This is a genomic window from Rhodococcus sp. CH91, from assembly GCF_022554085.1.
Taxonomy (GTDB): domain Bacteria; phylum Actinomycetota; class Actinomycetes; order Mycobacteriales; family Mycobacteriaceae; genus Rhodococcus.
In genome coordinates, this window is record NZ_JAKFYR010000001.1 from 605,693 (window position 1) to 624,326 (window position 18,634).

Below are 18,634 nucleotides of genomic sequence, written 5' to 3' on the forward strand. Positions count from 1 at the left end.
GGCCTGCTGAGGAATTCGGGGTGGAGATTGCTACCCGAGCAGGGAGCCGCCGTCCGCGACGACGTCGGTGCCGTTGACGAAGGACGCGTCGTCCGAAGCGAGGAAGACCACGACGTTGGCGGTCTCCTGCGGGTCGGCCTGGCGCTTGAGGCCGGTCGGGGCCTCGGTGGAGGCGGTGGTCGGCGACATGCCGGTGCGAATATTGCCGGGCAGCACCGCATTCACCCGGATACTCGACGGTTCGAGCTCGATCGCCGCGGTCCGCGTCAGCCCGCGCAGGGCCCACTTCGACATGCTGTACGAGCCGTGCCCGGCATAGGACGTCGTTCCGGCGAGCGACGAAACGTTCACGATCGAACCGCCACCGCGGGCGCGCATCGCGGGGGCGACGGCCTGGATGCCGAGGAACGGTCCGCGCAGGTTGACGGCGAGGACCTTGTCGAGGTCGGCGACGGTCTCCTCCTGGAGGAGCTGCTTGCGGTAGATTGCCGCGTTGTTGACGAGGACGTCGAGGCCGCCGAAGGCCGAGGTCGCGAGGGCGACAGTGGCGGCCCAGTCCTCCGGGGAGGTCACGTCGAGGTGAGTGTGGACGACGGAGTCTCCGAGGTCATCGGCGACGGTCTTCGCCAGGTCGTCGAGGACGTCACCGATCACGACCGAGCAACCTTCGCGCGCGAGTGTCCGGACGATCCGTTCGCCCTGTCCGCGTGCGCCACCGGTGACGATCGCGACCTTTCCTTCAAAGCGGTGCGGCATGATTCTCCGATTCCGGGATGCTCGTGGTTCAGCTGGTCAGTGCTCGCCGGATGGCGGCGGTGTAGTCGGCGTCGATCCGCTGGGAGATCGCAGCCTGGGGGAACACTCCGGACGATCCGTGGAAGGTCCCGGGGTAGAGATGCAGTTCGGTGGGCACGCCCGCCTGCGTCAACCGCTGGGCGTAGTCGATCCCCTCGTCGCGGAGCGGATCGAAGGAGGTGACCGCGATGTAGGCCGGGGGCAATCCGCGTAGGTCGACCGCTCTGGCGGGGGCGGCGTACTCCGATGTCGTATTCCGGTCGGCGTCGGCCCCGAGATAGTGACGCCAACTGTCGATCCCGTTCTGCCGGTTCCACAACGGGGAATCGATGTACTCGGTGGCAGAAGTCGTGAGCAGCCGGTCGTCGAGGACGGGGGAGTCGAGTGCCTGGAAGATCACCGCGGGACCATCGGTGTCGCGGGCCTTCAGTGCGACTGCCGCGGCGAGACCGGCGCCGGCGCTGATCCCGGCGAGGACGATCCGGCTCGGGTCGATTCCGAGGTCGTTGTCGCCGGCAACCCAGGTCAGAGCGTCGTGGGCGTCGTGGAACGGTGTGGGGAAGGGATGTTCCGGCGCGAGGCGGTAGTTGACGGAGACCACCACCGCGCCGAGATTCGCGGCGAGTGCCGACGGAACCCGGACATCGGTGGCGGCGTCGCCGAAGACGAATCCGCCGCCGTGGAAATAGACGATTCCGGGAAGCGGCCGGCCGGCACGGTCTTCCGGCCGGAACACGACGAGGTCGATGCCGGATCCGTCGGTCGCCGGCGCTGTCCGGCGGGTCACCTCGACGGCCGCGGGAACGGCCGACATCGGATCTTCCGTCCTCATGGAAGCAATTACCGCACGCGCCTTTTCGGCATCGGAGACGTCGAGTTCGGGAAGGACTCCCATCATCGGCCGGTATGCGGGATCGACGGCGTAGGACATCGATTCCTCTCCTTGTGCAGTAGGAACGAAGCGCCCGGTATACCGCGACCGGAACGTCGGGAGGTGACCACGATCACTGCGGCTGGGGAAACTGTAGCCACTGGCTACCGACTCGTCAACCTTCGGTCGGGATGTCGGCGTGAGAGGTGTCGGACCGGGTCAGAAGCCCGACATGTCGTACGGATACTTGTTCGTGGATCCACCGTCGACGACCATCACCTGGCCGGTGATCGTCCGGGCGAGGTCACTCACGAGAAAGGCCAGAGCGCTCGCGACGTCGGCCGGCAGGGTCAACCGCTGAAGCGGTATCTGGGCGCGGGTGTTCTCCAGCGCCTCGGAGTCGAGGAGCGCCGAGATCCGGGGCGTGACGACGAACCCCGGAGCCACCGCGTTGACGCGAATTCCGGAAGGGCCCAGCTCGATTGCCGCGGACCGGACCAGTGAGCCGAGCGCAGCTTTGTACACGCCGTAGGCAGCATGTACCGGGGAGCTGCTGATTCCGGAGACCGACGAGACGAAGGTGATGGATCCTTCACCGCGGTCGCGTAGCCGAGGGCCGAAATGCCGGAGTGCGAGCACCGCGTGACGCAGGACGATGCCTTCTTCCCAACGCCAGTCGTCGTCGCTGATGTCGAGGAGGGGTCCGTAGCGCGCCATGCCGATGACATCGACGACGCCGTCGATCTCACCGACCCGGCCGGCCAGTGCCGTCATGTCGGAGTCGTCGGTGGCATCGACCTGCTCAGGTGTGGCCGGTGAGCCGATCTCTGCGCACACTGCGTCGGCGCGGTCCCGATCCACGTCGACGACGATCACCTCGGCGCCGAGCTGGGCGAGGGCATGAGAGGCCTGCCGTCCCATTCCCTGCCCGCCACCGAGTACGAGGTAACGGCGTTGTGTGAGGTCGAATCGGCTGCGGTAGTCGACTATCCGATCGCTTCCGGTACGGTCGTTCTGCATGTCAGACCACTTTCGGGATCGGTGAGGACACCTCGGCCGGATCCGTGCCGGCGGATTCGGTGTCACCGGTGATGAGCGAGGCTTCCGGTGCAGCGCTGCTCTTACTGTTCGGCATGGTGGCGATCACCACGATGCCCAGGAGGGCTGCAGCGCCGACGACGCCCGACGCGGCGTAGGAATTCTCTGTGACCGCGGTGAATTTCCCTGCGAGATAAGGGCCGAGTCCTCCACCGATCGCCGATCCCAAACCGAATCCGATGGCAGCGCCGGTATAGCGGACAGCGGCAGGGAATGCCGACGTGAGCGTCGCGTAGACAGGGACGGCGGATGCCCCGGCAAGGCCGACGAGGAGCATGTGACCGGCAGCGGTGACGATCAGGTTTCCATCGGTGGCCTTGATGAAGTACATGATCGGGAACATCGTGATCAGTATCGTGCCCAGCCCCATGATCATGGTGTTCCTGCGACCGCTCCTGTCGATCAGGAAGCCGGCCCCGAATCCGATGACGATGGCGAAGGTGGATCCGGCGGTGGCGATCCAGGCTGTGACGCCCGGGGACATACCGACCTCCTGCTGCAGGAACAACGGCATGTATGCCGGAACCACGTACCCGATCGCGAGTACAGAGGTGCTGAGTGCGATCACTCGGAGCAGGGTCGCGGGGTACCGGGTGAGGACCGAACGCACGGGGGAGGACTGAACCTTGTGCGCACCGGCGAGCTGCTGGAAATCGGGTGATTCCTCCAGGCGCTTGCGCAGGTACAGCACGTACAGCATCAAGGGCAACGACATGAGGAGCGGAATCCGCCAGGCCCAGTTCGCCATCGTCTCTTCGGAGGTCAGGGAGGTGGTGAGGGCGACGGCCAGGGGAGCGAGGGCGGCACCGAAGGCGAAGCCCACCGGTGTCATCGCGCTCAGGATGCCGTAGTTCTTGGCGGAGGCGTGCTCGGTGACGAAGGTAGCCGAACCCATCTGCTCGCCGCCGGCGAAGAATCCCTGCAGCATGCGAGTGAAGACGAGTAGGACCGGGGCCATGATTCCGACGGTGGCGTGCGTCGGCAACAGGCCCATGAGAACAGTGGCCCCGCCCATGCCGGAGATCGTGACGATCAGAGCGAAGCGACGACCGTATCGGTCACCGATCCGGCCGAAGACGATGCCGCCGATGGGGCGTGCAAGGAAGCCGGTACCGAGAACCGCGAGCGAGCTCAGTACTCCGGCCGCGGGGTTGTCGCTGGGAAAGAACAGAGGCGACAGGTAGGCGATGAGGAAGGTGAAGACCATGAAGTCGTAGGCCTCGACGGCAGTTCCGAAGAAGCCCGCGAGCGATGCCCTGCGGGCCAGGCTGGGTGACGCCGCGATCTCGGGTGAGTTCATATCGATCCTGTTCGGTTGCGTCCTCCGGTGTGTTCACCGGGGGAAGTTCGGTTCCGACTCGGTGCGGGCGGGTCTCGTGAGCGGACCTCGCAGATGTCGAGGCCTCCGCGACGGGCGGAGGCGTGTGTATCTCCGACTCACATTCGATGTGGCCCGGTCTTGTCCGGGCCGCTACCGGGCACGTAGCCGAGCAGCGTCCGGGATCCGGGCATGAATGTGGTGGTGACGCGGCCGGGCCGAGTCGCCACCGACCAGTGACTGCGGTCACAGTAGCCATTGGCTACACTGTCGTCAATACGTTGCGGGGCATTGTTCCGTCGAGTGGGATGACAGGACGGAGGAGATTCGCGAAGATGGGGTGCGACATCGGAACACCGATCGATCGCCGTCTGCACCGGCAAGCGGATTCGCCACGCGAATCCCGCTGTCGCCGATCATGATAGGGTCTGCGCCATATGGAGCACCTCAGTGAGACCGCCGCCTATGCCGACGACGTCTGGACCACGCCGCAGGTGGCGAGCTTCCTGGATATCAGTCGCCAGGCGATCAACAAGCGTGTCCGGAGCCGGAAGATGCTCGGTTATGCGGGCGACGGGGTGACGCTCTTCCCGGTATGGCAGTTCGACACCGACAATCGCAGAATCCACCCGGAGGTCCCCGAGCTCCTCGCGGCCTTCGACGAGGACGTCGAACCGGCTGCCATCGCTCTGTGGGCGATCACGAAGGTCGAGGGATTCGATCGGACTCCGGCCGAGCTACTGCTGGATCCCGAGACCAAGGACGACGCACTGCGGTTGGCCGGCACCTGCACGACCGGCTCGATCGAGGAACATCCTGCACTGCAGGCCGAACCCGACCCCGACATCGCGGAGAAGAAGGTCGCCGAATGGAGGCCGACCCGCCCGGGGGCGTCCGGGGCGCAGGAGGCCATCCTTCTCGCGGCTGCCGACCTCTTCTCACGCAAGGGCCCCGCGAAGGTGACGCTACGGGAGGTCGCCGCCGCGGCGGATGTGTCGTACGGGCTGATCCACCGGTTCTATCGCACCAAGGAGAATCTGCTGGTGGCGGTAATGGAATTGCTGGTGGGTTACGGCGGTGAGCGTCTGTCCGAGGAGAAGGACGTCTATGCCGCGATCGACAACTCCATCGGCGCCGATCTCGATTCGGGTCAGTTCGGCCGGATGTTGATGTGGTCGATCTTCGAAGGGATCGAGCCGGATCGGCTGCTCGGAGAAGCACGGTCGAACGGTTATCGCGCGCAGATCGACGCACTCTGGGAGAACCCGGTCGAGCCGGATGTTCGGGCCGAGTTCGATTCGAGCGTGGTGGCGGGACTGCTCGGTGTCGTCGGGTCGGTGTGGGATCTGTACGAGCCGTACATGATCGAACTCGCCGACAATCGGTGGCGTAGCCGGGACGACCTCCGGCGGGAGGTCACCGAGCTGCTCAAGCTTCTCGTGTACGCAGCCCGGCCCAACCGCGACGGGTGAGGCCTTCAGAGCATCGACGAAATCGGAGCAGGCGGAAGAGCCGAGAGATCTTCTGCCTGCTCCGTAACAGGGCTGTCGTCAGGACGGCATCAGCAGCACACCGCGATCGAGCTTTCCGTTCCGGGCGTCGTCCATGAGGGACTCGAAGTCCTCCAGCTCGTAGGTCCTGGTGACGAGTTCGTCGAGGAGGAGCCTGCCGGACCGGTACAGGTCCACGTACTTCGGGATGTCCGCGCCCGGTCGTGACGAGCCGTAGCGGCAGCCGAGCACCGAGCGGTCCATGTAGAAGGAGCCGGCCGGGACCGACAGTGTGGCCTCGGGACCGGCGACACCGAGCATGATCAACTGGCCGCCCCAGTCGAGCATCTCCATCGCCTGGCTGGTGATCGCCTCGCCGCCGACGCAGTCGAAGACATGGTCGGCCCCGCCGTCGGTGAGTTCGCGAACTGCGGCGATGGTGTCGCCCGCAGTGGCGTCGATGAAGTGGGTGGCACCGAACAGGCTGGTCTTCGACTCCTTGACCGGGTTCGTGTCGATGGCGACGATCGTTGCCGCCCCTGCGACGCGTGCCGCCTGGATGACGTTGAGACCGATGCCGCCGGCGCCGATGACCACCACCGATTCGCCGGGGTTGACGCGGGCCCGGTTCAGCACCGCTCCTGCGCCGGTCAGCACGGCGCAACCGATCAGGCACGCGGTCGACAACGGAATGTCCTTCGGGATCGGCACCGCCTGACCGGCCTTGACGACGATGCGCTCGGCGAAGGTCGACAGCGCCGCGTAGTTGTGGATCGGGCTGCCGTCGAGTTCGAAGGGGGTGTCCCTGTTCCCGAACGATTCGCGGCACATCGTGGGGCGCCCGGAAGTGCACGCGGCGCACTGGCCGCACGTCGCCAGCGTCGACAGCACGACGTGATCGCCGACGGCGGGTGTGCTCACGCCCGGCCCGACGGCCTCGACGATGCCGGCGCCCTCGTGACCGAGGATGACGGGGGTGGGGAACGGGATCTTGCCGTTGACCACGCTCAGGTCGCTCTGGCACAGGCCGCTCGCGACGATGCGGACCTGAACTTCACCGGGGCCGGGATCGCGGACGGTGACACCGTCGACCAGCTTGTTGACGGTGCCGTCGAAGACGATGGCTTTCAATTCTCGACCTCGCTGTCAATGTGAACCCACCCGGGCGGTGCGAGGACACGCAGCGGGATGCGGGCGGGAAACTAAGGGGTGGTGGGAAACCCGGGGCCACCGCAGTGGCACCTGTATCGATGTCGGTGATGCTATGGCCGGCGGGTCCGACCGTCAAGCGTGGCGTCGATGCCGCCTTCATCTGGCGAAACAAGGCGAAGTCCTCAGCATGTTGACGCAAACGTAGCCAATGGCTACAGTGATGCCAGTCACGGCATGCGGTTGCAGTGGCCCCGGCTACCGAGCGGAGGATGCTCTGCCGGAGACCGGCGAACGGGCGTGCCCGCGCATGCCTGTCGAGTGCGATCCGTGAAAGCCCTCGTCGTGGAAAGTCTTCTGCGCAGGTGCCGAAAGTGCCTCTGTTGCAACAGTTCAGGAGGATGAAGTGTCGCCCATGGCGTTATCGATGAAGCCGACGGGGTGGTTCCAGATCGGTTGGTCCGCCGACCTCGAGATCGGCGATGTGAAGCCGCTGCGTTACTTCGGTCAGGATCTCGTCGCCTACCGCACCCAGAGCGGTCGCCTGGTGGTTCTGAACGCATACTGCGAGCACCTCGGCGCCCACATGGGCCACGGTGGCACGGTGGCCGGCGACGACATCCAATGTCCCTTCCACGGCTGGCAGTGGAGCCCGGAAGGTCGCAACACCTGCATTCCGTACCAGAAGGCCACGAACCGGGTTCGCAGGATCGGTACCTGGTCCACCGCCGAACGCGACGGAATCATGTACATCTGGCACGACGTCGAGGGACGAGACCCCCTGTACGACGTGCCCAGCATCTTCGACCTCTTTCCGAACTGCGGTTCGGCGAGCGACTACCACGAGCCGGGGGAGGCCGGCCGCTTCGAATCGGCCGAGTTGCCGATCCACCCGCAGTACGCCGCAGAGAACGGCGTCGACTTCGCGCACTTCAAGTACGTCCACCGCGCCGACGAGATCCCGACCGTCGTCCACCGCGAGTTCGGTGAGTACGACTTCAAGACCGAACTGGCGCTGAACTTCAAGCGTCGCGGCGCGGACGGGGCATTCGAACTCGTCGAGGGCCGGACCAGGGCATCGCTCCTCGGTCTGGGACTGGGCTTCTCGTACGCCGACGGCGTCGGCGCCATCTGCTCGTTGACCGCGGTGACCCCCGTCGACGACGAGCGCTCGATCGTGCGCTTCTCCGCGTGGGCGAGCAAGGAGGACGGCCAGGACGACGCGCGAGTGGCGAAGCGACAGCGCAATGCCATCGGCCAGCTCGAGGCCGACATCGCGATCTGGGAACACCAGCGCTACACCGAACCGCCGGGCCTGGCGACCGCCGAGGCCGCAGGCTTCCGCGACATCCGCCAGTGGGCTCGCCGCTTCTACCCCGAAGGCCACCTCGGCCACGGCGCCGCCGAGCAGACCGCAGGCACCGACGAATTCCAGGTGGACAACGGCTCATGAGACCGACACTGACAGCAGAACACGAGGCCTGGCGCGCCGAGATCCGCGAGTTCCTCGACGCCGAGTTGCCGAAAGAGCATGCTTTCAATCCCGAATTCGACGACGCACCCGAACAGTGGGCGATCGCCGTCGAATTCAGCAAGAAGATCGCCGCCAAGGGATGGATCGGCTTGACCTGGCCGAAGGAGTACGGCGGCAAGGGACTGTCCCCGATCTCCAACCAGATCCTGCTCGAAGAGCTGTACGCGGCCGACGCGCCGCTGATCAACTCCGTCGGCATCTTCCTCGCCGCGGGCACCATCCTGGTGGGCGGCACCGAGGAACAGAAGAAGCGGTTGCTGCCCGACATCGCGAACATGCGCACCCTTTGGGCCGAGGGCCTGACCGAACCCGGAGCCGGCTCCGACCTCGGTTCCCTGCGCACGAAGGCCGTCAAGGACGGCGACGAATGGGTCATCACCGGCGAGAAGGCATTCACCTCCTGGGGGCCGATGTCGGACGTGCTGTACGTGGCCGCCCGAACCGACCCCGAGGCGAGCCTGAGCGCCGGCGTCAGCATCTTCGTCGTCGACCTGAACAGCCCCGGCGTCACCCTGCACCCGATGCGCAACTACGGCGGCGGCGTCCAGTCCAGCACCTTCCTCGACCATGTCCGAGTGCCGGCGAGTGCCCTCATCGGTGAGGAGGGCAAGGGCTGGCAGTACATCATGCGCGCCTTCTACGCGTCGGGGACGGTCGAGCCGATCTACGCGATGCAGGAAGCCAGGCTGCGCGACTTGATCGAGTACTGCAAGGCGATCCCGGGCAAGCTCGAGGACCCGCACGTGAAGGCCGATCTGGCCGAACTCGCCGGCATCGTGCAGACCCAGCGCCTGCTCGCCTACGAGATCATCGGCGACAACGCCCACGGTCGGCAGACCCCCTGGGGCGGTGGCGTCCAGCAGGTCGCGGCGAAGGAATACGAGCCGTTGTTCGCTCAGATCTACGACCGGGTGCTCGGCCCGACCAGCCAACTGCGGTCGGGATCGTCGTACGCACCCCTCAACGGAAAGCCCGAAGCGTGGTACCGGCAGTCCTTCGCCAACCACGCCGGAGGAACGTCCCAACTCAAGCGGATGGTGCTCGCGACGCGGGGCCTCGGCCTGCCCCGATAGGAGCTGAAGATGGAATTGGCATGGGGCGAGGACTTCGCTGCCCTCGCAGATGTGAGCAAGTCGGTGTTCGCGCGGTACTCGCCGCTGGAAGACCGATCCAACACTGTTCCGTTCGCGGATCAGGTCGCACAGTTCGCCGAACTCGGCTGGCTGCAACTCGGTGATCCGACCGGCGCCGACGCCGACAGCGCGTCGCTCGCGACGATCGCCGGCATCTTCGTCGAGGCGGGACGGGCGCTGGCCGCCACTCCGCTGCTCGAGCTGACGATGTCCCGTGACGCTGCGCTGGTGATCGGCACCGACGAGGCGACGAGCCTCGCCAAGCGCATCGGCAACGGTGAGACCGTGGTGATCCCGGTGTTCCCGTCCCCCGAGTGGGGCTCGGCGGTGACGTACGAGAACGGTGTGCTCGACGGCGTTGCGCTGGCCGTGGACCACGCCGACGGCGCAGACAGCTTCCTCGTGTACGCACCCGGCGGGGAAAGCGTTGTGGTAGTGGTGGAGTCGAAATCCGCAACCGCTGTCGACGCGATGCCGAACATGGGCGGGTACCCGATGTTCGCGGTGACCTTCGACAAGGTACCGGTGGCCGACGGTGCCGTGCTGGCCCGCGGCGCCGACGCCGACCGGGCTGTCGAGGTCGCGGAGCAGCGCGGAGCGGTGCTGCGCGCGGCGCAGCTCTACGGTGCCGGATTGAAACTACTCGACATCACCGTGCTGTACGCGCAGCAGCGGCACCAGTTCGGCGGCCCGATCGGCCGCTTCCAGGCAGTTCAGTACTTGTGCACCGACCTCGCGATCGCTGCGCACTTCACCTCGGTGCACGCACGCTCGGCCGCCGCCGCCCTCGACGCCGTCCTCGATCCGCAGCCCCACATCGGTCTGATGCGCAAGCAGGCGGCGAAGGCCGCGCAGGAGATCGTCCACTCGGCGCACGAGGTCCACGCGGGCATCGGGTACATGATCGAGTCGAATGTGCATCTGTTCACCGATGCCGCCAAGCGCTGGCAGTTCGACTTCGGTTCGGCCGCACGCAACGACGTCGACATCGTCGCGGCCCTCGACCGCATCTACACCGGGACCGGCCGATGAGCTACATCGACTACCGCGTCGACGACGCCGTCGCCGTCATCAGCCTGAACCGTCCGGACCAGCACAACGCCCAGGACGCATCCCTGTTGCAGGACCTCGATGCCCGATGGCAGCAGGCCGCCCGCGACGACGCGGTCAAGGTGATCGTGGTGCGCGCCAACGGTGACAACTTCTCCGCGGGCCACGACCTGAAGACCGTGGCCCCGGGATACTTCAAGGAGGGCAAGACGACCCTCGAGAGTGCCTACGGCTGGGAGACCGAGCACTACCTCGGCTTCTCCCGCAAGTGGCGCGACGTGCCGAAGCCCTCGATCGCAGCGGTCCAGGGCGCGTGCGTCGCCGGTGCTCTCAACGTCATCTGGCCGTGCGATCTGATCGTCGCGGCCGACAACACCTACTTCAGCGACCCTGTCGTGAAGTTCGGTGTCGGTGGTGTCGAATACCACGCGCACACCTGGGAACTCGGAGCTCGCCGTGCCAAGGAGATGCTGTTCACGGCCCGCAGGTTCACCGCGCCCGAGGCGTTGACCGCGGGCATGGTGAACCGCGTGGTCCCGCTCGATGAGCTCGACACGCAGACCATGGGCCTCGCGCATGAGATCGCGCAGATGGATCCGTGGGGACTGGCCACCGCCAAGCGTGCCGTCAACCAGACTCTCGACATCATGGGTCAGCAGGCCGCCTTGCAGTCGGCCTTCGACATCCACTGGCACGGGCACGCGAACGCCTTGCTGCGCACCGGATATCCGCTCTTGACGCCCGGTCCGCTTCCGTCGGGAGCGAACACGAAGGAGGAGAAGTCGTGATCTCGGACATCGCGCCGAACGACGCAGTCTCCCTGTGGGATCTGCTGGCCCTGCGGGCGGAGACCACAGGTGACGCCGTCGCCCTCATCGACGAGCACGATCGCCGCATGACCTTCGCCGAAGTCGTCTCCGTGGCCGAGCGTGTCGCGGCCGGACTCCTGGCCCGCGGGATCGAACCCGGCTCGACGGTGAGCTGGCAGTTGCCCACCCGCATCGAAACCGTCGTACTCAGCCTGGCGCTGTCGCGTCTCGGCGTGATCCAGAACCCGATCATCCCGCTCTACCGGGCACGTGAGGTCGGGGCGATGCTCGCCCAGTGCGAATCGGAATGGCTGATCACTCCTGGGCAGTTCCGCGGTTTCGACCACGGCGCGATGGCCGAAGAGTTGCGTGCGGCGAGCGGGTCCCGTCTGAACCTGTTGACCGTCTCCTCCGAGTTGCCCGACGACGATCCGGCCACCCTTCCTGCCGCGCCGGTCGGTCGCGACGAGGTGCGCTGGATCTACACCACTTCCGGAACGACATCGGCACCGAAGGGTGTCTGCCATACCGACGGCACGCTCATCGCCGGCGGCGTCTCCCTCGCCGACGCGATCGGTGCGACCGCGGAGGACGTCGGCACCATCTTTTTCCCGTACGCGCACATCGGTGGTCCCGACCTGCTGATCGCGTCGCTGGCCACCGGTATGACGCTGGCCGTCATGGAGGTCTACGAGCCGGGCGCCGCGGTGGATCTGATGCGTCGTGCGGGCGTGACCATCACCGGTGGTTCGACCCCGCACTACGCCCTGCTGCTCGAGGAACAGCGGAAGGATCCGGGCACGCGGGTGGTTCCTACCCTGCGCATGCTGGCCGGTGGCGGAGCGCCCATGCCGGAGAAGTTGTTTCGGGACGTGCTCGCCGAGGTGGGCATCCCGATCCTGCACGCCTACGGGATGACCGAGTGCCCGATGATCACCTCGGCCCGGATGAGCGACAGCATCGAGCAACTGGCCACCACCTCCGGACGCCCCGTTCTGGGCTGCGAGGTGCAGATCCGTACCGAGGAGGACGACGTGCTGCCCACCGGCGAGGTGGGTCGAGTGTGGCTGCGGGGCCCGATGCTGTTCAAGGAGTACCGCGCCGACGGCGAGATCATCCGTCCCTTCGATGCCGACGGCTGGATGTTCACCGGCGACACCGGAAAGCTCGAGGAGGAGGGTCACCTGGTCCTCGTCGGTCGGGAGAAGGACCTGATCATCCGCAAGGGAGAATCGATCAGCCCCACCGAGATCGAAGAGGTGCTCGTGGCGCACTCCGCGGTCGCGGATGTCGCGGTCATCGGCCTGCCCGACGACCGGTCGGGTGAGCGCATCTGTGCGGTGCTCCAACTGCACGACGGTGCAGCCGATCTCGGTGTCGACGAGGTCCGCTCGTACTGCCGGGAGGCCGGTATCTCGCCGGCGAAGTTCCCCGAGGATGTCGTGATCGTCTCGGAGATGCCGAAGACTCCGACGATGAAGATCCGCAAGCAGCATCTCCGGCAGTCCGTCATCGACCAGCGGGCCCTGTCCGGCGCGGCCGTCGACTGACTCGGCCCCGCCCCGAATCCGAGAATTGGAAGTTCCCATGCCAGGACGTAGCTTCATAGAGCGCGCCGTCGAGTGCGCCGACACCAATGCGTTGCGGATGGCGCTGTACCAGGCGACCCGCGACGCGGAGATCGCGGCGATCACCCCCGAACGCGTCTTCGGTCCGACGACGGACGCGATCGTGTTCTCCGACGAGGACACTGCGCTCATCCGGGCGAAAGCCGTCGAATACCTGCTCACCGAACCGGACGAGTCGATGCTGCCGGTCCCGTCCCGGGACGAGATCGTCGAGTTGCTCGAGATGGCGGAAGCCCGCACACTCGGGCCCGACGATCTGATCATGCGGCACAAGCTCCCCGCCTTCTCCGACATGCCATATCAGGCAGAATGGCACGGAGAGAAGGTGATTCCGGAGGGTTATCACGTCGCGATCGTCGGTGCCGGCTTCGCCGGTGTCGCCATGGGTGTACAGCTGGCTCACCTCGGCGTTCCGTTCACGATCTACGAGCGCCGCGCCGAGGTCGGCGGGGTGTGGAGCATCAACACCTATCCCGACGTCCGAGTCGACACGGTGAGCTTCACCTACGAGTACGCCTTCGAGAAGAAGTACCCGTGGACCGAGTACTTCGCCCGTCAATCCGACGTGCGCGCGTACATCGATCACGTGGCACGTAAGTACGGTGTGTACGAGCACATCCGGTTCGGGTGCGACGTCACGGAGGCCCGTTTCGACGAGGCGACGCAGCGCTGGACACTGACCGTGCACAGCGAGGGCTCCGACACGGCGGTCGAAGCGAACGTGGTGGTCGCCGCCAGCGGTGTCTTCGCGACACCGCGTGAACTCTCGGTGGAGGGGGTCTCCGACTTCGTCGGCCAGGTCGTGCACACCGCCCGGTGGAGCGAGGACGTCGAGTACGCCGGCAAGAAGGTTGCCGTGATCGGCAACGGCTCGACGGGCGTGCAGCTGCTGTCGAAGATCGCCGAGAAGGCCGATTCGGTGACGGTGTATCAGCGCACGCCGCAGTGGATCACACCGCGCACCAATTACGGCGTGCCGATCTCCGACGAGCTGCAGTGGCTGATCCAGAAGATGCCGTTCTATTGGAACTGGAACAAGTACGTCGCCGGCCTGGCCACCATCGACCTGCGCAACGTGCTGATCCCGGACGCGGAATGGATTGCGAACGGCGGACAGATCAGCAAGCGCAACGACATGCTGCGCGAGATGCTGGTCGGCTACATCTCGGCCCAGGTCGACGGCCGGCAGGACCTCATCGACAAGCTGGTCCCGGACTACCCGCCGATGACGCGGCGTCCGGTGGTCGACAACAATTGGTATGCCTCGCTGACCAGGAACAACGTCGAACTCGTCACGACTCCGATCGAGCGGATGACCGACACCGCTATCGTCACGGCCGACGGCGAGACCCGCGAGACGGAACTGGTCATCGCCGCGGTCGGCTTTCAGACCGAGAAGTACATCTGGCCGACGCAGTACTACGGTCTCGGTGGTGTGACTCTCGAAGATGTCTGGTCGGCGCAGGGCGCGCAGGCGCATCTCGGTATGACCGTGCCCGGATTCCCGAACATGTTCATGCTGTACGGCCCCAATTCGCAGCCGGTGGCCAGCGGTGCGGGCCTGCCGGTGTGGTTCGAGGTCTGGACCGGTTACATCGCCGAGTGCATCGTGGGGATGCTCGAGAAGGGCCGGGCGTCGATGGTCATCCGCAAGGACGCCTTCGTCGAGTACAACGAGCAGTTGCACGACGAGGCGAAGAAGCTCATCTACCTGATGCCGAATTCGGCGATGGAGAAGAACTACTACGTCAACGAGTTCGGCCGGCTGCAGATGAACGCACCGTGGAACGGCGAGAAGTACTACGAGTTGTGTGAGAGTCCGGACGAGTCGCACTACGACTTCACGGACGTGCCGTAGGAGATCCCCGACGAACTGGCGGAGGTCGGTATCACGCACCTGTGCGTGCATGCCGACACCCCGGTCGACGGACGCGTGTCGGAGGTCGGCGCAGGATTCGGAGGAGATCCTCGAGCCGCTCCCGGGTTGACGCCGGGCTGTAGGAGGCCGTCGCCGAGTATTCCCGGATGCCTACGTCGATGCGGAATCGTCAGCGGCAAATGTCCGTCCGGTGACACCGGTGGGCCTTGAATGCCCGCTCTCCACCGAAGTTTGGTGGAATCCGTCCTGCGGGGTGATCGCCCCCTCCGGGCGGAGTCGGAAGGGACCGAAATTCGGCAGAGGTGTTGACGCATACGTGGCCGGTGGCTACAGTGAGTCCGGTCACAAGTCGCGGGGTAGGTGTCGTCGTTCACGGATTCGATTCGCGCTCGTCGCCCGACACGTCCCGAACCGACCGACAACCACCCCCGAAACCTCGCTATCGAGGACACCACGTTGAGGAGTCGATGTTGAGCACGCGTAAGTCGAACTGGGGCCGCTGGGGTGAAGCGGATGAGCTGGGTGCGCTCAATCTCCTCACGCCGGAGCGGGTCCTCGCCGCTCTCCGCCTGCCCAAGACGGGCAAGACCTACAGCCTCAGCATTCCGATACAGCGATCCGGTGTGCCGAACCTCGAATACCGAGGCATCCCACAGCGACTCACTCTGACCAATCACCAGGACGAGGCGATGGCCCGCGCCAACGGCGGCGCCCCCGGCGTCGGCGCCAACGAGGATCAGCTCGTCATGCCGTCGCACACCTCCACGCACATGGACGCACTGTGTCACGTGTACGCCGACAACAAGATCTACAACGGCTACCCCGCCGACCAGGTCACCCCGTACTCGGGCGCAGCCAAGTGCAGCATCGACAAGGTCGGCGGCATCGCCGGCCGCGGCGTCCTCATCGACGTCGCCGCCTCGAAGGGCGTCGACCTGCTCGAGCCGGGTTACGTCATCACCGTCGCCGACCTGCAGAAAGCTCTGGACGACCAGGGCGTCGAACTGCAGACGGGCGACCTGGTGCTCATCCGCACGGGATGGCTCGAGGACTACCTGGCCGAGCAGGGCGACATGATGCCGCAGCCGGGCATCGGCCTCGAAGCGGCCGCCTTCCTCGCGGAGAAGGACGTGGCGCTGGTCGGTTCCGACAACGCTGCGATCGAACCCATCCCCTTCGACCGGAACGTCTACCTCGGCGGACACATCATCCTGCTCGTCGAGCACGGCATCTACCTGGTCGAGAACATGAACCTCGCAGAGCTCGCCGCCGACAGGTGCTACGAGTTCCTGCTGACCATCGGCGCGCTGAAGATCACCGGCGCCACGGCGAGCCCGGTCACCCCCGTCGCCGTCGGTTGACCGCACTCTCACACCACAAGGATCCCGGATGACCGAGAACACCGAAGCGGTTGTGCATACGTACCGTACCTCCCACGTCGGGATGTGCGTCTCCGATCTGGCCAAGAGTCTTCGCTTCTACTGCAACGGACTGGGTTTCGTCAAGATCATGGAATACGACATCGACGAGCAGATCCCCGAGGTGGATGCGCCGTGCAGCCTCACCTCGACCTTCCTGGAGAAGGACGGCCTGCGCATCGAGCTGCTGTCCTACCGGCAACCCGGCGTGATCGGGACTCCTCCAACCCGCCGTAACCATGTGGGCATGACCCACCTGTCGTTCTTCGCCGACGACATCGACTCCGCGGCCGAGGCGTTGTGCGAATACGGCGGCGTGCTGGTGCCTGAGACCCGCGCTGGTGCGGGCGATCCGACCGCTCCACAGTTCGTGTTCGTGGCCGACCCCGACGGCAACCGCGTCGAACTCATGCACATCCCTGCCGGCACCCCCTGGTGACCGAACCTGCGCCGGATCACGGCCTTCCCCCCGATACATCGCTGAATGCGTCACGACGACGAACCCCGCCGTTGCCGAATCGCATTCCGACGCAGTGACGACCAAAGGACTTTCATGACCGCCCCCGAGACCCCCGCACGCGATCCACACCTCTGGGAACCCCAGCGCAAGGTCGACGACCTCGAATGGTTCCGGAAGAAGTACGCCGAAGAGCGCGACAAACGTCTGCCGAACACCGGTGCCGACACCTTCCAGGCCATCGACTTCGAAGGCAAGTTCGCCGGGTTCGACGCCGACCCGCACGCGGACGGCCCCCGCACCGCACCCCCGGAGACCGCCGATCTCGACATGCTCGTCATCGGCGCCGGCTTCATGGGCATCAGCACCGGCATCGAGCTGAAGAAAATCGGTGTCACAAACTTCAAGATCCTCGACGTCGCAGCCGATTTCGGAGGAACCTGGTACTGGAACCGCTACCCCGGTGTGCGCTGCGACATCGAGTCGTACATCTACCTGCCGTACCTCGAAGAGACCGGCTACATCCCCACCGAGCGATACACCCGCGGCAGCGAGATCTTCGCCTATACGCAGTCCCTCTGCACGCAGTTCGGCCTGTACGAGCACGCCCTGTTCCAGACCCGGGTCACCGAGATGGAATGGGACGAGGACACCGCGCGGTGGACGGTGCGTACCGACGCCGGTGATGTGTTCCGTGCCCGCTTCGTTTCCACCCAGAGCGGTCTGTTCAGCCGGCCCCAGCTGCCCGGCATCCCCGGGATCGAGAAGTTCACCGGGCACAGCTTCCACACGAGCCGGTGGGACTACGACTACACGGGTGGAGACAGCACCGGAAATCTGACCGGGCTGCACGACAAGCGGGTGGCCATCATCGGAACCGGTGCCACCGGTATCCAGGCCATTCCGCACCTCGCCGAGCACGCGAAGTCGCTGGTCGTCTTCCAGCGCACACCCAGCCAGATCGCGCCCCGCGAGAACGCTCCGACCGACATCGAATGGTTCGAGTCCTTGCCGGAGGGATGGCAGAAGGAACGTCGTGCTTCCTTCGACAAGTGTGCGATGGACCGCGCCACCACCGACTGCGACGTCGACGACGGCTGGATCAAGTTCGCCAAGTATCAGATGCGCGCGATTTACGAGGCCGGTGGCGCGGAGCCGACCCTCGAGCAGTACATGGACGCGATGGAGCGCTCGGACTACGAGTGGAACGAAATGCTGCGCGACCGTGTCGACACCATCGTCAAGGACCCCGCCAAGGCCGAGAAGTTGAAGACCTACTACCGCACCATGTGCAAGCGGCCGGGCTTCAGTGACGACTTCCTGCCGGTATTCAACAAGGACTCCGTCGACATCGTCGACACCTCCACCACGCCGATCGACCGGATCACCGAGAACGGCATCGTGGTCGGCGATCGGGAGTACGAGGTCGACCTCATCATCTACGCGACGGGCTTCCAGCAGGGACGCACCTGGACCGACAAGGCGGGTTACGACGTGCTGGGCCGCAACGGCAACCGGCTGTCGAAGAAGTTCGCCGAAGGCGCCAGCACCTACCACGGCTTCCTCAGCAAGGACTTCCCGAATCTGTTCTTCCTGGGATTCGTTCAGTCGACGCAGGTCTCCAACATCTCGAACCTCATCGACAATCAGGCCCGGCACATGGTCTACATGGTCGGTAAGTGCCTGAACGAAGACATCCGGGCCATCGAACCGACCACCGAGGCCGAGGCCGGCTGGAACGCGACCATCGCCGAGCACGCGGAGATGCGACGGGAATGGAACCTCTCGTGCACCCCGGGCCACTACAACAACGAGGGCCGCGTCGACGACAAGCGCAGCACTCTCGCAGGCGGTCTGTACGGGCCCGGTTACGAGTACTTCGACCTGCTCCGCAAGTGGCGTGAGGACGACAAGTTCGACGGCATCGCCGTGACTCGCTGAGCCACCGGACGTCGTCCGCAGAAATTTTCCGTGGACCGCGGGTAGCCGATGGCAGCGGCTGCCC

15 protein-coding genes are annotated in these 18,634 nt (G+C 65.6%); 10 read left to right on the plus strand and 5 right to left on the minus strand.

All coding sequences use genetic code 11. The annotated features are described in order from the left end of the window. Positions 1–30 precede the first annotated feature (30 nt). From MOM01_RS02875 to MOM01_RS02890, 4 genes are all read right to left on the minus strand, one after another. Positions 31–756, minus strand: a complete 726-nt coding sequence (locus tag MOM01_RS02875) for an SDR family NAD(P)-dependent oxidoreductase (protein ID WP_241383868.1) — start codon at positions 754–756, stop codon at positions 31–33. Between the two features lie 28 nt (positions 757–784). After that, entirely contained in the window at positions 785–1,726 is a 942-nt protein-coding gene (locus MOM01_RS02880) for an alpha/beta hydrolase (RefSeq protein WP_241383869.1), read from the minus strand. Between the two features lie 159 nt (positions 1,727–1,885). Next, the gene (locus MOM01_RS02885) at positions 1,886–2,686 is read right to left on the minus strand and encodes an SDR family NAD(P)-dependent oxidoreductase (protein WP_241383870.1); all 801 of its coding nucleotides are present in this window, start codon (positions 2,684–2,686) and stop codon (positions 1,886–1,888) included. Between the two features lies 1 nt (position 2,687). Continuing rightward, a complete protein-coding gene (locus MOM01_RS02890) occupies positions 2,688–4,064 on the minus strand; it encodes an MFS transporter (protein WP_241383871.1) in 1,377 nt (458 codons plus the stop codon). 455 nt (positions 4,065–4,519) lie between these two features. Here MOM01_RS02890 and MOM01_RS02895 point away from each other — a divergent pair, with 455 nt between their 5' ends. Then, the gene (locus tag MOM01_RS02895) at positions 4,520–5,554 is read left to right on the plus strand and encodes a TetR/AcrR family transcriptional regulator (RefSeq protein ID WP_241383872.1); all 1,035 of its coding nucleotides are present in this window, start codon (positions 4,520–4,522) and stop codon (positions 5,552–5,554) included. A 78-nt stretch (positions 5,555–5,632) separates the two neighbouring features. On the opposite strand, the gene MOM01_RS02900 is transcribed toward MOM01_RS02895, so the two are convergent. Further along, complete coding sequence (locus tag MOM01_RS02900) at positions 5,633–6,703, minus strand: Zn-dependent alcohol dehydrogenase (protein ID WP_241383873.1); 1,071 nt, start codon at positions 6,701–6,703, stop codon at positions 5,633–5,635. A 433-nt stretch (positions 6,704–7,136) separates the two neighbouring features. On the opposite strand from MOM01_RS02900, the gene MOM01_RS02905 reads away from it, so the two are divergent. The 9 genes from MOM01_RS02905 to MOM01_RS02945 all read left to right on the plus strand — a co-directional run bounded on the left by MOM01_RS02905 (position 7,137) and on the right by MOM01_RS02945 (position 18,570). Further along, positions 7,137–8,174 carry a Rieske 2Fe-2S domain-containing protein gene (locus MOM01_RS02905; RefSeq protein ID WP_241383874.1) on the plus strand — a complete coding sequence of 346 codons (1,038 nt, stop codon included), beginning with the start codon at positions 7,137–7,139 and terminating at the stop codon, positions 8,172–8,174. Continuing rightward, a complete protein-coding gene (locus MOM01_RS02910) occupies positions 8,171–9,328 on the plus strand; it encodes an acyl-CoA dehydrogenase family protein (protein WP_241383875.1) in 1,158 nt (385 codons plus the stop codon). The genes MOM01_RS02905 and MOM01_RS02910 overlap by 4 nt, the downstream gene beginning before the upstream one ends. A gap of 9 nt (positions 9,329–9,337) precedes the next feature. Further along, positions 9,338–10,420, plus strand: a complete 1,083-nt coding sequence (locus MOM01_RS02915) for an acyl-CoA dehydrogenase family protein (RefSeq protein WP_241383876.1) — start codon at positions 9,338–9,340, stop codon at positions 10,418–10,420. Then, complete coding sequence (locus tag MOM01_RS02920) at positions 10,417–11,226, plus strand: enoyl-CoA hydratase (RefSeq protein WP_241383877.1); 810 nt, start codon at positions 10,417–10,419, stop codon at positions 11,224–11,226. The genes MOM01_RS02915 and MOM01_RS02920 overlap by 4 nt, the downstream gene beginning before the upstream one ends. Beyond that, positions 11,223–12,797, plus strand: coding sequence for a class I adenylate-forming enzyme family protein (locus tag MOM01_RS02925; protein ID WP_241383878.1), 1,575 nt, complete (start codon positions 11,223–11,225; stop codon positions 12,795–12,797). Before MOM01_RS02920 ends, MOM01_RS02925 begins: the two co-directional genes overlap by 4 nt. A gap of 37 nt (positions 12,798–12,834) precedes the next feature. Beyond that, positions 12,835–14,733, plus strand: a complete 1,899-nt coding sequence (locus tag MOM01_RS02930) for a flavin-containing monooxygenase (protein ID WP_241383879.1) — start codon at positions 12,835–12,837, stop codon at positions 14,731–14,733. A 488-nt stretch (positions 14,734–15,221) separates the two neighbouring features. Beyond that, complete coding sequence (locus MOM01_RS02935; protein WP_241383880.1) at positions 15,222–16,115, plus strand: cyclase family protein; 894 nt, start codon at positions 15,222–15,224, stop codon at positions 16,113–16,115. Between the two features lie 28 nt (positions 16,116–16,143). Beyond that, a complete protein-coding gene (locus MOM01_RS02940; RefSeq protein WP_241383881.1) occupies positions 16,144–16,611 on the plus strand; it encodes a VOC family protein in 468 nt (155 codons plus the stop codon). Between the two features lie 114 nt (positions 16,612–16,725). Next, positions 16,726–18,570 (plus strand): flavin-containing monooxygenase, encoded by a 1,845-nt coding sequence (locus MOM01_RS02945; RefSeq protein WP_241383882.1) that lies wholly within the window; start codon positions 16,726–16,728, stop codon positions 18,568–18,570. Positions 18,571–18,634 lie beyond the last annotated feature (64 nt).

Excerpts from the sequence above, each read along its gene's own strand:
- MOM01_RS02915 (WP_241383876.1), top strand. The coding sequence starts at position 9,338 with ATGGAATTGGCATGGGGCGAGGACTTCGCTGCCCTCGCAGATGTGAGC.
- MOM01_RS02905 (WP_241383874.1), top strand. The coding sequence starts at position 7,137 with ATGGCGTTATCGATGAAGCCGACGGGGTGGTTCCAGATCGGTTGGTCC.
- MOM01_RS02880 (WP_241383869.1), bottom strand. The coding sequence starts at position 1,726 with ATGTCCTACGCCGTCGATCCCGCATACCGGCCGATGATGGGAGTCCTT.
- MOM01_RS02930 (WP_241383879.1), top strand. The coding sequence starts at position 12,835 with ATGCCAGGACGTAGCTTCATAGAGCGCGCCGTCGAGTGCGCCGACACC.
- MOM01_RS02875 (WP_241383868.1), bottom strand. The coding sequence starts at position 756 with ATGCCGCACCGCTTTGAAGGAAAGGTCGCGATCGTCACCGGTGGCGCA.
- MOM01_RS02910 (WP_241383875.1), top strand. The coding sequence starts at position 8,171 with ATGAGACCGACACTGACAGCAGAACACGAGGCCTGGCGCGCCGAGATC.
- MOM01_RS02885 (WP_241383870.1), bottom strand. The coding sequence starts at position 2,686 with ATGCAGAACGACCGTACCGGAAGCGATCGGATAGTCGACTACCGCAGC.
- MOM01_RS02890 (WP_241383871.1), bottom strand. The coding sequence starts at position 4,064 with ATGAACTCACCCGAGATCGCGGCGTCACCCAGCCTGGCCCGCAGGGCA.
- MOM01_RS02935 (WP_241383880.1), top strand. The coding sequence starts at position 15,222 with ATGTTGAGCACGCGTAAGTCGAACTGGGGCCGCTGGGGTGAAGCGGAT.
- MOM01_RS02940 (WP_241383881.1), top strand. The coding sequence starts at position 16,144 with ATGACCGAGAACACCGAAGCGGTTGTGCATACGTACCGTACCTCCCAC.
- MOM01_RS02895 (WP_241383872.1), top strand. The coding sequence starts at position 4,520 with ATGGAGCACCTCAGTGAGACCGCCGCCTATGCCGACGACGTCTGGACC.
- MOM01_RS02945 (WP_241383882.1), top strand. The coding sequence starts at position 16,726 with ATGACCGCCCCCGAGACCCCCGCACGCGATCCACACCTCTGGGAACCC.
- MOM01_RS02920 (WP_241383877.1), top strand. The coding sequence starts at position 10,417 with ATGAGCTACATCGACTACCGCGTCGACGACGCCGTCGCCGTCATCAGC.